We start from the raw sequence: 13,600 nt of genomic DNA on the forward strand, positions 1-13,600 counted from the left end.
AAAAAAAAAGCGCTCCGGGACAACTTTAATCATCATTGACTCACAAGCAGTCAAAAATACTTGTAATGCAAGTACAGAGTCGAAAGGATTTTGCTTTTACAAGAGTACTAATGGAATCAAGCGGCATCTAGCAGTAGATAGCCTCGGTTTTCCTTTTTTTACTCATTGTACTAAAGCATCAGTCTCTGATGATGTGGGATTAATTGAAATGTTGTCTGACAATATTAATTACTTCAAATCTAAACCTGTCAATATTCCTAAAATCACTATTCTTCAGACATACGGATATCACCCGGAAAAATTAACGATTGAGTTGAAAAAAATTTATCCAGCGATTATGACCAAGATTCGGTTTAAGCTCTCACCTAAGCCCTCGAAAGCCCTCGAAGAAGAAGCAGGGACAAAGGGGTTTTGTACCCGTCAAAGCTAGATGGGTCATTGAAAGAACTAATTCTTGGATGGAAAGATGTAAGAGTTTAGTCAAAAACTTTGAAAGAACTCTTGAGAATGCCACCACCAAGATTAATCTTTGTTTTGTTAGACTTATGCTTAAGAGATTGGCGATCGCCTGAACGGCAAAAAGATCCCAAATAGGTTCTATAAATAACAAAAGTTTCGAGTTCATCAAGTTCTCCTACTTGAGGCAGTTGTTCTGGGTCGTAGGTATCAGGTAAGCGTTCCCCGGAGTGTTTGATCCAATTGATAATAGTTGGATGTGTAATCCCTGTCACCCGGGCAATTCTTCTAATACCCATACCGTTAATGTATATTCTCAAGCACAGCCTCTTGATATCATCGCTGTATCCTCGTGGGTGAGAAGGTTCGATGAACTGACGGCTACAAGCAACGCAAATATAGTTCTGCTTGCCTCGTCAATGGCAATTTTTGCGGATATGCTGGCAGGCATAGTCAGGATATTACATAGGTTGAACTATCACAGGTTTTAATGACGTTAACTATTATAAACCAAGAAGCTATTTTTTGAAATAGATTCATCCCGCTATCTACCAACGCCGAAAAAAACTGGATAAAGAAAGATGGTAAATAATTAACAATAATTATCTCGAATACTCCAAAACCTCTCAAAAATGACTATCTACTATCTGGAGGAGAACAGCGATCGCTCCCTAAAAGATAGTTATACTATTTATCGAAAGTAATGCTATTCTTGATAGTTCGTAAAATAACAGGATAAATCACAGATAAAACCTTAAAAATACAACTACATCAATAAATAATCTTTAAAAATATACAATCTAAGTATAGCAAAATTTTTGATGATTAATATTATAGTAAATGCTTGAGAATCTTTGGAGAGGTTTAAGATCAAATCCGGTAGCATCGGATTAATTCAGCTTGAATTTTTAGCCTCCAATAGTCCTAGGTGATAGCTTTTCAGAGAAACTGCTCTTTGAAAACTATTGGACAACACTCAAACCAAACTTCTTCTAAGTCTTCTAGGCTAACAAATGAATGATTTGCTATCGGTTCATTACAGCCCTTTTCAAATTGTCAACTACACGCCATAACCACAACCTTTTAGGGACCTTACATGTAGGGAAGTTGCATAAAAGCGTCCCTACTGTGGTCTACTAACATGAAAAATCCTGTAATTAGAGACCATAAAATCTCCGGATGTTCTAATTTTATTATTACTTTTACAGGACTACCATCAATTTTTATGACACCTTGAATATTTTCCTAGGAGCAGTTTTCACTTTTGCAGACTACATAGCTCCTGCTGAGTGCCAACATCTCTGTACTCATACTTCATGAAAACTGCTCTCAACTGCTCAAATTCCCTCAAGCTCTGACTAGGAAATCATCTGCACTCAAAGATGCTTCATTAGATAACAGGGCAAAGCTACCCCCATCTCCCAAGCCATTTTCAACTCCATTAGGATTATAATATAATGTACTATTGGCTGAGTTATAAACGATCGTAGCATCAGCGCTAAATACATCAGTTTCATTATCCACCACAGCAAATTCGCCTTCATCTAGACTTTCTCCAGGAGTAGTCTTAATGGCAGTGAACACTGTTACATCCAAGATAATTTTATCTGGGCCAGATACAAAATCAGTAATTTCATCCACACCTAAATCTGCTTCACTAAATGTTTTATTGGCAGCAAAGATAAATTTATCCTGACTCGCTCCACCACTGAGCAGATCGTCATCCTTTCCTCCATTCAGGCGATCGCGACCGATACCACCCTTCAGATTATCTTCTCCACTGCCACCAAGCAAAATATCGAAACCTTGCCAACCAATTAAGGTATCATTACCACTATTCCCCTTTAAAGTATCGTTTTCATAACCACCTTTGAGAATATCGTTACCATCACCACCTTTGAGAAGATCATCACCCCGGTTACCATAGAGTTCGTCATTACCACCAAAGCCAGAAATAACATCATTACCCCCCTTACCTTGCCGAATATCGTCTTCTGAAGTTCCATGGACTAAATCCTTCCCACTAGAAGAAACACCTCTTAAAATTTCATTACCAGAAATCTCATCAACTAACTCAATATAGCCTTTGCCAACTACTCCTACTTCGTCTGCAAAAAAGTTTTTGAGGGTCAGGTCTTCCGCTGTTTGGAAACTGCCATCTTGGTTAACATCTATAATTAGATCGTTATCTTCTCTATGCAAATTTGACATAGAAGTTTCCATACCTTCAAGAGTCAAAGTTTCGCGACCAGCCAATTCTTCAATCTCAATACCTCCTACATCAGCGGCATCCAATTCAAATAATTCATTACCTGTACCGCCAGAAAGTACATCATCTTCGGCATCTGCTAAAGTTCTCACAGGTAATACTTGGCCCCGAATATCACCAGGTTCAGGATTTTGGTTGGTATGCACCTGAACGTAGAGGTTGCCATGAAATAAGTTGAATAGAGAAGTCGTAACGGGAGTAGTTCCCGGCATTTGAGCAGGAGATAGAATGGCTATTTCCCCAGCTGGAATATCGCCCCCTTCCAGAATGCTTGCTTCAACTATACTACTTTTTGCCTTAGATATGGTAATGTTTTCTGTTATTTTAACCCTGGCACCGTTGTCAAAGTTGAGCTGAGTTCCCTCAAAAATGTTGAGTTTATCTTCAGGTTCTTCATCTCGCAATTTGATGCCTAAAGCACCATTATTGTAGGCTTCAACAACTTCAATTTCTAATTTAGGAGCTTTCCAGTCACCATAAACACCATCAGATTTAGGCTCAGAATGGCGAGCAAAATTGGCAGCAGCATCAGACCAATCCCACTTACCTATAATCCTTTCATTTTCGTAATCAATCTCAATGTTATCATCATCTTCCGATGGTGTCCCAAAGACGTTCAAAACGTGACTGCCATCAGTGCCGTAGCCGCGGTGGTGAAAGTGAATTTCGGTAATGGCGTTCTCAGCTGTACGCTTTACAGGATCTTCAATTAGGTCAAGTCCATTTAATTCAATGGTATATTCTATTTCTGTCTGTTCTGCATTCAGGCTAAAAGTTGCAAGTCCTGTAGCATCTGAATCTACTCCATTTTGACTGCTATCTAAGAAAGCTTTAAATTCTTGAGCAGGTTCAGTCATTCCGTACTCTTCTAGCAGATAATTTTGAGCGGCCAGAATAGTATCTTGGTCTACATCGGGGGCAGCAGAGAGGTTTTGATTGTAGAGAATATAAACAGGATCGGAAGGAATGCTATCAGGAATATTAGTCTCAACCTCAATTGGCAACAAGTAAAGCCCGTCATCAATACCTGTAGGTGAAGTTCCTTCCTGTAACTCCATGACGTAATGCCAGTGGTCATTACCTGGTTCGTCATATACTGCATAATAGTAAGGTTTTCCCTTTACAACACCTTCCCCTGTGGTGACTTCATTGGCAAATTCTGCATACCATTCACCTTTATCATTAACATCCCAGTTTTCTTGAGACCAGGTCATCACCTCTCCACCTGTAGCCACAAAATCTTCACCATTCCATACCTTCAGCTCATCTAGAAAGTTGACTTGGAAATAGGTATTGCGTTCGCGATCGAAAGAATCATCAGCAGGACTCCCGTCTACAGGAGTTTCATAGAACATATCTATCTGTGGTGTAAAGCCTGGAAAATAGGATGCGTTATTAGTATAACGATAGTCAAAGGCAGTATCTTTTTCTTCTATTTCCCGGTCATCCCAAATCCCAACTGGACTTAAAGTGAGATAGTCATCAGAAAATATATTGGTGTAGGCGTTACTCACCCTATCATCTTTGCCAAGATAGGCTCTGACTTTACCTGTTTCATCTTGACCGACATAAAATTGTAACCCGTGAAATACTCCAGGATAATCTTGAATAACTTGTGGTAAAAAAGCTATCTCTGAAGCAACTGAACCAATGCGGCTTTCTAAATCCCAAGTTCCCCCTTTTAATGGGTTGCCCACCTGATGTTTTGAAGCAGCAATATTGGCTCCAGTGAATTTATGTAAAAGTTGGAGCAAGTTATCTGATTGACTGGCAATATTACAACTATAGAGTAATATATCGACAATTCCCCATTCTTGGAGATATCCGGTATATTTGGGAAGATTCTGCTCGCTTATTGGTGTTTTTCCCAAATATAAAATGCCAGGGTCGCCGTGACAAACAATATGTAAACTATTAGTTGGGTAATTAGATAAAAGTTCGGTAATTTGTTCTATACCATCACGCTTAGGGTCAATTAAAGCTACTTTTGTTTCTGGAGTAACTCCTGTAGTTAACTGGCGATAATTTTCCACTCTCGTGTCAATTACCATTAATCTTTTCTGCTGTCGCACTTGCTGCAAATTTTGGTTGATTTCTATTGATTCTGTAGCTTTTTTTAAGATTGAGTTCATCTTGACAAATCCTCAAATTGATAAAAATTTCTAATAAAGGAATCCTAATTTCTCTCTAAATTTTTTGTCAAAAGACAATTTGTCAAATATAAAATAACTATAAAGTATTGGAGCTGAATTTTAAATTTGTCTTATAGTTGATTTTTTTATTTTTTACCCTGGCAAACTGAATTATAATAATCCTTCTCAATATAAAGAAAAAAAAAGGGGGAGAGAAATTCCCCTTTTGCCCCCTTTCAAAGGTTTTTTTACTTACATTTTAGAGCTAGATGCACTACGACATTCTTTTTCACCTCTAGCTCTAATGAATTTCGGGTTCTAAACCCTTCAACTCACAAACCATCCCAGAACAAGCAGGATCTTGAGGTCCTGTCTCTGGTAACTCACTCGCTAACACATAACCATTCATCAACTCGGAGAAATTATGAGACTTACGTCGTTGTAACACATCCTCTTGCATTTTTTCATATTGATCCTTAGAGATATGTTCAAAGGGTAACCGAGGGAACGGTGCATCAAACCGTGCTAACAATGCTGAGGAAATATAACCCTCATCATCGCGAATTGCTTCATAAATGCGTTTGCCCAAAGGTTCAATTTCTGCTTCAGTTAACAAAATGGTACTACTACTATTATGAGTCGTCCAATTTTTCTGTACTTCCATGTAAAAATCAAACATAGCAGTAGCACTAAACTTCTCAATAGCAATCTCTTCAACCCCAGGCAAATCTATCCAAGATACCTGTACTGGAATTTCTACTAACCATTCTTTAGCCCGTTCGTCAAAAGGATCGTTAAGTAAATTTCCATTTTCATCTTTGCCTGACTGCCCAGGAATTACAGAATAACCATAGTCAAGACAAGCTAATGCTACGGGATCATTTTTCGCAAAAGTAATCCGTCGCACCCAGCGTAACCCAAAAGGAGGATGCCAACCAGGGGAAGCATTTGTTAACAGAGACTTGGTGTTATGTGATTTCAAAGCACCTTGCCAATACCAAGAGTCATTATCATTTATACCTTCAATGGCAAAATCATAAGAATAATCACACACTGCACCAATATTAACAGACTCAATTTTGTATGGTGAATAATTCAACACACACTTAGATATAACTACAGGTCCTTCCTGACATTTGATACTGTTATGGTTGAGATAATCTAAAGCATCAACATTAGACAACATAGGACTCAAACATAATCCCCATGTATTATTGTGTTGATTTTGTAAGTTCTCCCCTTTAGTATTCTGATATATACTAAAACACAGTCCGATAGATTCCCCTATTTGTTGCAGGTTGTGAATAAAATCAGAGCTAGCTGAAGCTATGGATAGTTTTCCATCCTGAGGAACATATCCATTAGTATCTATCAGACCACAGAAAAATGATAGCAAAGTAACTCGTGAAGAGCGACGTAAACTCAGAGGTATTCGTTCTAAATCTTCACTTTTCTGTGTTTTGACAAGCTGGTTTAAGTGCAGCCAGTAGAATAACTGTCGAGAAGCAAAGCATAATTCAAAACGACCGTTAGCAAAGTCATTTAAACTGCCTTTAATACCAAATAATTTTTTGCCTTTTTCTTGGAGACCATACAAAACATCAAGTCTGCTATGATAAAAACAAACTTGATATTTGTTTTGAACAATGCAACCATTGCCGAATAAACAACCTAAAAAGTAAGCTAAGTCTGAAGTCATACTTGCAGGAGTCATGATTTTTTTTGTCAAGACACCACCGTTATGACCTAAAGTTTGAGAGTTGTTAACCTCTGTATAATCTTCCAACTGTAAAGGTATTAGTAAAGTATCTTCTCGTTTTTGATATTCACCAATACTGTAATCAAGCAACATTCCTGGCTTAAGATTACAAGCATGTATCCACTTACCCTTGACACTCATCCGATGATTTGGAGTCATGCGTAATTTCCGGCCATTAGCCAGTTTTATTTCTACCAGTTCCATTGGTTGATTAGCGATCGCTGTCGAAGCTCCAATACCATTACGAACAGTTAATCCTAATCCTACTGTTTCTCCACTGCCAGGTGTGACGACTTCATCTGCATAGAGCAAACCTTGGTTAAATATTCTCAATGCTGTTTTGTCAAGACAACCGGAAGGTTGAACTGTTGTACAACGGTTGGGACGCTTAAGGTTATGACGATCGCAATAATCCCACACCACCCGATGCACTATTTCCCGCCAACGAGTTAAATATTTTGCCTCCTGTTGTTTAAACTCCAGACCTTGAGCTGTTGCCGGGCGACCTGCTTGCCACCAACGCAACCATTCAATGCCAAAAGCTTTTACAAAAAAGTCAAATAAACCAGTAAAAGATACTCCTACAATAGGGTCTAATTCTCGACTATAACGATAGCGAGGTTCAAGGAACTCATGCTTAAGTAGAGTTGCCACAGAAAGGGCACCAGCAGTAAAAGCTTCCTCCTGTTCTTTATAGTTATTTGGTTCAATTTGATTGAGATGAATTTCCGATAAATTACAATTTCCTGTCAAGGCATTGCCAAAAACACCTTTATGAAATTCCGGCTCTTCAAAACAATAAGTGTCATGTAATCCTGGTAATTCTTCAACATTTTGAATTGTTTGATATTTACCTTGAAATTTAGCTTCACACACCTTAGTTGTATCTAGTCTTTGACAAGGAATTTCTCTACAATCAGTAATTTGTAAATAGTAAAGGTCTTGATTTCTTTCTCCTAAATTTGTAGTACAACCGCGACTTGCCATTAAATTGACTGATGCACGAATACCACATTTTGTCAACAATAATTGCAGTCTTTTTGCTCGTTCATAATCAGATACAGAAATTTTAATTCCATTACCTTTAGTCTCAGAACCATCTGTATCTGCTAATCCTGCGATAAAAGCAAGAATAGCGGATTTATTCCAACTAGCAATAGTATTTAAAGCATCAGGTTCAGTTTGTAGACGACGCAGTAGTTCTCCAGAAAACCCTAAATCTATAACATCCACAAAAGAAGGTAGATAATTATATTGTCGTTCCAGTGATTTATTACCAGCAAAAATTAATTCAGCTTTGTGAGAATAAACCCGAATTTTACCATTACTATTTTGGTCTATGGTTCCATTACCTAGAGCCGCACCCAATGTATAAGCATAAGATAAATTGATAGAATCTCCATCATGATAATCTATGATAAAAGGTTCCACATCTAAAGCATATTTGCTATGAGTTAGCAAATCCTTTGTTTGTACTTCTTCATACTTTTTACCAAACCGATCTTTCACAAAAAATCTGTGATATTCTGTCACATCAAGATAGGAACCATCCCCAAATCTGACCCGGTATAATTTTCTGTCTTTTCCTGTTTTCAAAGGAATTACTTGACTCCAATTTTTGCCGTTCCAAATTTCAATTTTTTGACCAACAACATCTTTTATTTTGTGAATACTATCGCGAGTAATTAATAGAGTATCTCCGCTCACACAGTGAAAATTTGAACCAATAATTTCTCCGCAATTGTGAGTTAAACAACCATTAGCGATAAAAGAATTAGTTAAAGGAACATGTAAATCATAAACAACTTCCTCTCCAAATTCTTCAACTTTTTTCACCTTTGATATGAACTTAGAATTAATAGTTGACTCAGAATAATTAGCTAACGTTTGTACTAGCAATTTTTCAGCCTTAACATTTTTACTTGGCGATAGCGGAAAGCCAATTAATTGTTGAAATAAACTGAAGCTAAAACTAGAAATCAATAGTTCATAACTACCCCGGCATAAACTAACTTCATGAGTTACATTAACAGTCCTATAAGGTACACCTATGTAATCTTTTTCCCTAACTAATCCAACTGTACTAATAATTCCTAAATTAGAGAGAATTAATTGAATTTGTTGGAGAAGTTTTTCCGAAACCATAGTTAGTTTGATTCTTCTTGAATCTTCATATACTATGCCATCTGCACTAAAAATTCCTTGTAAAAAACCAATTAAAACTTCCTGAGATTGACTAAGAAAATTATTAGGAAGTTCTTCTTTTCCAACTATACCTAAATCAGCAAAAAACTTTTCTAATTTAGGATATTGGGTTGGGAATTCATAGACTCCTTTATGTAGTTTAGTTACATATTCTCTTTCTGTAATTGATGCAACTGCTTTTTCAACAACATTGTAGGCAGTTTCATAGTCATCCTGGTCAAAAACAAACCCTGTAGCAAAATAATCTTGCTTCCCGCCATGACTATGACTACGAGCTTTTATCTTAACATTATATCCATCCCTGTACCACCAACCAAGCATTTGAGCTTGAGCAACAGAAATAGTACCTTTGCCAAATTGACCCGCTCCTCCTTGAATATAAATATTGTCATCATCAGTTAAATCTCTAGTACTAACCCAACCTCGACTAGTAAAATGTTGATGGTCTCCAGTACATCGCATTTGCATTCCATTATTCAGAATAACTTGGTAGGTAGTTTTAACTCCCGTAGCAAAAGCGATCGCATCTGTTAACCTGACACCAGATAAACCTATAGAACGCAAATCTACCAATGCTTGAAATTGTTTACCTACTAAATCCTGAATTGCAATTAAACCTTGGTCTGTAGATACTAAAGTATCCCCTGAATGACAAGGGTTAAGTCCTAATCTCGCTAACCGATGTTCCAGTTCATCATTAGTAATATTTGGATAGTGTTCTTGAAACCACTTTTTAGCATTATTTTTTTCATACGCTTTCAAGAAATCACTCTTTATTTCTGGAGTAAAAAGTAGATCACGATTAGCACGAGCAACCGCTTCACCTGCCCACTGAATGGCGCCTTCACCAGAATAAAACTGTTTTCTCACTGCCTCTACACATTCTTCTAATGTTGGTTTGTAGTGGAAAACATGAGTATGATTTGCCATTCGCAGAGCATCTCTTTTAGGATCGATACCCCAGTTACCATTTTCATCTTGTCGCCAGAGATTATCCTTCGCTACAGTAAAGATATGATCGCTATTACTCCCCTGCCTGATACCTGCTGAATTTGAAACTAAAATTCCCTGGCAAACAAACTCATGAATACTGGCAACTTCAATATCATAAGTTGATGCTTCCCTCACATCCATCTCAACCTTTTTCACCTTCACCGGAATTAAATCTGTCGCATCAACCACAAACTTTTTCACAGAAGGAAAAATCATCTGCTTGTGAACTTTGCCCAAATGATCTTGAGAAGTCTTTACTAAAGGTCTAACCATTTCCTTTGGAAACCCCTGGTCTGGGAAAAACTTAAGGTGGTTCGGTTTTTGCACTGGGAACTGAGTCGAGTAATTCATCATCAGTTTTTCTACTGCTTCATAACCACCCTCACTTACAGTTACCAACTCACCTTCCCATGTTCCAGTTGGCTTTTGCACCGAACCACACAATCTTGTAGTGATTCCTAAAGATGCATATAATGCTTGCACCTGTCGCAGAAAGCCTTGGTCAACTGAAGTTAAAAGTATACCCTGAGAATGACAACCATCTGCGTCTACTAAACCTGCCAAATAAGCTTGACGAATTTCTGTTGTTCCCATCAGAATACACTCAGGAATACAAACAGAGTTAGATGGCTGTTTAAACTGTGACAGATATTTGTTAAGAGTGCTGCTATTTAACTCAAGTTCATAAGCTTGAGTTTGAAATTGTTCCAGCGTTCTCAGTCTATGTGTTTCCAAACCAAACTCTTGAGCAACATTAATCAGTCGCTCCAGAATTTCCGGACTATCTTGGGAAACTCGAAACCTAACTTGCCCTCCATCAGAACCAACCGATCCATTTCCAGACAAGTATCCTAGAAAATAAGCAACTTCGCTCTGTAGAGCGGGTATCGTTATGAGTTTGGCCTCAGATGATGGAACAGCTTTTAACTCAGGTAGTTCAGTGGGAGTACCCGGTATTGCTTGAGGGACAAAAATTAGGCGATCGCCTTCTTGTAAGTCTTTAGCCTTAATCATTTTATAGTTACCATACAAATCTTGTAGCACAGCAACTTTATGATCAGGAGTACATTCAAAATATCCATCTTCTGTTTGAATACGACATAAAGACTGAATACCCTGGTCAAAGAAGTTGGTCACAGGATAAAATCCTTGGCTCGTTAATACGCGATCGCCAATCCGAATTTTTTCAATAGCTACCAACCCTGAAGCTGTATGTACTAAAGCACCTTCAGGTAAACATCTTCGAATATTCCCGGCAACTATTGTGACTGCTGCTTCGTCAATAAGCAAACAACACTCCACAGAATTTAATTGTCGCCCAACTGCTTGATTTAAAATGTTCCCACAACGTTCATATAATTCTGGGTTAAACTAAGCAAGTTCATTTCCGGTTACCCTTTATTGAACCTGCTCGTCTTCAAAACCGTACATGAGACTTTCACCTCATACGGCTTCTCTCTTAGACGCCCCAATTCAAAGGTACATCCCTGCTTTATAGAGTTACCATATTGTCTACCCATTGGTATCCTTCTGGTATTTCAGGAGCTTTATTCAATCTTCCGACTGGGATGTCTCCCTCTCTAGTGCAGTTTTAGTATCGTGGCAGTGTCGATGTAATAACTCTTTGTTCTTGCTTGTGCTATTACCCTTTTCAGACCTCGGAATGACATGGTAAACCTCCATAGTATCCGTTGGTCTGAAACTTAGCCCACAAAATGCGCATTTACCTTTCTGCTTTTTCAACAGAGTCGAAACTTCTTTCCTTATGCCTGGACTGTTAACCATTCTACTACTCCAATAAATCCAGTCACCATCGTAGGGCGATTTATTATCCTTAACTTTAACGTGTCTTATAATAGACACATCAGAGTGTAGATTTAGTATATATTCCTCATCCTTAAGTACCCAACTTTTGGTTCCTTCTCTGTGAGGAAAGTACTTCTCTTTCACCCAGGCTGCTGACTTATTAGAATGTCTCCGGCTTGCCCATCGCCATATTCTCCTCAATAAGAGATGGTCTAGCTTTTGAAATATGTCATTACTGACTACCGCTGAAAAGTAGTTAGCCCATTCTCTTATTATCGGGTTTAACTTAGTTATCAATACCTTGACAGTAGCACTTTTATGAGTATCACATACCTCTGCCATTTTCCGATAATGAGTATTAATACTCTGTTTGGATGGTTTGATCAGCGTTTTGAACCCTTGCTTGCTTGTTTTTACCTTCCACTGCCTAACTGTGAATCCTAGAAAGTCAAATCCGGGCTGGTTCCCTTCATATTCTTCTAGTGTGTGAGCAATTCTGGTTTTTTCCGGTTTCAGTTCCAATCCTATGTTATTTAACCATTCCTGTACCACAGCTTTTGCCTGCATTACTACCTCAATATCTTTGTGTAATATTACAAAGTTACCGGCATATCTTACTAAAGATAATGCTTGTATATTATCCCTTTTATTTCCTGGTAGTGTTTCAGCAAAGTCTTGTAGGCATTTTTCCATACCGTGTAGAGCGATATTTGCTAGCAGGGGACTAATTACCTCTCCTTGTGGTGTACCTAACTCCAAGAGAGGTGGATCGAATTGACTCTTGTCAAATACTCCAGACTTTAGCCACTGTTTGACTAATTGTCTATAGGGAGATTTATCTATTTTTCCTAGCAGTGCATGATGGTTAACTTCGCTCATACATTTGGATATGTCAGCATTCAGTACATATTTTGGTTCGTCGTTGATACTGAGGTAAATCGCCTGAATAGCGTCATCTGTTGACCGACCCGGCCTAAAACCATAGGTATTAGTTTCAAAGTGAGCCTCCCATTCTGGTTCCATGCCCAACTTAACTAAAGTTTGCAGTCCCAAGTCGTACAGCGAGTGAATGCCTAACCGGCGCTTCTGGTTTCTACCAGTTTTTGGTATTGAGACCTTCTGAGTTGGGCTAGCTTTAAGGTCACGTGATTTTAACAAATCCACCAAGTGGAGTCGCTGCATTGGAGGTAGATTTTTGATCCCATCTATCCCAGCAGTTTTCTTGCCCTGGTTGTCCTGGGTCACATTTCTAACAGCTAGCAACAAGGCGTCATGACTTTTGATCAGAAGTTTTTGATATTTGCGCATCTTGCGGATCTCACCACGGCTGGATGCTCTGTAAATTAACTTTTGCAACTTAAATACATTCTTCTCAACCTTTTTCCAATCTATGTCTCTCCATTTCAGATTAGGATTAACACAAATTTTATCCGGTATATCGTCTGTATCCCATGCCACGCTTAAAAAGGATTCTGGCTTGTCCATTCTTCTTTTTAGTGTTTTAGCCTTTTCCATTACTAATTATTACCTTACATTACGTCTAACAGTGGGTACGTCTGCATGATTATGCTTCTTACCCAATCCTACTCTCCTTAAGACCTGCAACCTTTGTGCAGACTAACCTTGAATGGCTTCCTAAATTTATCGACCTATTTTATCAGGTGTCTTAAAGAGGTTTCCTCGTTCCCTTATGCCTTTATTGCGACTGATTTAGCGGGGTAAACTCTCCCGGAGGGTTCTGTCTGATTGTTGATAATATCAAATTAATAATATTACCCATTGACCCCCTGGCTTATTGCCCTACATCCCACAGCTACCTTTGGGATGGTTCCCGGTTACGGGAGTTTTCTTACCTTCCTGTTCGTCCACTTGTCAATCTCTGCTAGAAGTCTCACTCTTTTGGTAGTTAAAGCTTTGACCCCATTTAGGCCAGCTTCAGGGATTGATGTTCAGTCTCTACCCTGTGGCCTACGCTGTCAA

Annotated in this window: 4 protein-coding genes and 2 pseudogenes; 2 read left to right on the forward strand and 4 right to left on the reverse strand. The window is 38.4% G+C overall.

Annotation, left to right across the window (positions count from 1 at the left end):
• Window positions 1-34 precede the first annotated feature (34 nt).
• Window positions 35-430, forward strand: a complete 396-nt coding sequence (locus tag TERY_RS01980; RefSeq protein ID WP_370497370.1) for an IS5/IS1182 family transposase — start codon at window positions 35-37, stop codon at window positions 428-430.
• Window positions 411-572: pseudogene (locus TERY_RS35990) on the forward strand (IS5/IS1182 family transposase); the annotation flags it as partial. The gene TERY_RS01980 and the pseudogene TERY_RS35990, both read left to right, overlap by 20 nt.
• Window positions 573-605: 33 nt before the next feature.
• Here the strand turns inward: TERY_RS35990 and TERY_RS35995 are convergent.
• From TERY_RS35995 to TERY_RS02005, 4 genes and pseudogenes are all read right to left on the reverse strand, one after another.
• A pseudogene (locus TERY_RS35995) lies at window positions 606-893 on the reverse strand (IS1 family transposase); the annotation flags it as partial.
• Between the two features lie 910 nt (window positions 894-1,803).
• On the reverse strand, window positions 1,804-4,857 hold the full coding sequence (locus TERY_RS24655) for a DUF4347 domain-containing protein (protein WP_011610280.1): 3,054 nt from the start codon (window positions 4,855-4,857) through the stop codon (window positions 1,804-1,806).
• Between the two features lie 301 nt (window positions 4,858-5,158).
• Window positions 5,159-11,104 carry an LAGLIDADG family homing endonuclease gene (locus tag TERY_RS34360; protein WP_196797201.1) on the reverse strand — a complete coding sequence of 1,982 codons (5,946 nt, stop codon included), beginning with the start codon at window positions 11,102-11,104 and terminating at the stop codon, window positions 5,159-5,161.
• Between the two features lie 261 nt (window positions 11,105-11,365).
• Window positions 11,366-13,135, reverse strand: coding sequence for a reverse transcriptase N-terminal domain-containing protein (locus TERY_RS02005; RefSeq protein ID WP_011610282.1), 1,770 nt, complete (start codon window positions 13,133-13,135; stop codon window positions 11,366-11,368).
• Window positions 13,136-13,600: the final 465 nt, after the last annotated feature.

Source organism: Trichodesmium erythraeum IMS101 (assembly GCF_000014265.1).
Taxonomy (GTDB): Bacteria; Cyanobacteriota; Cyanobacteriia; order Cyanobacteriales; family Microcoleaceae; genus Trichodesmium; species Trichodesmium erythraeum.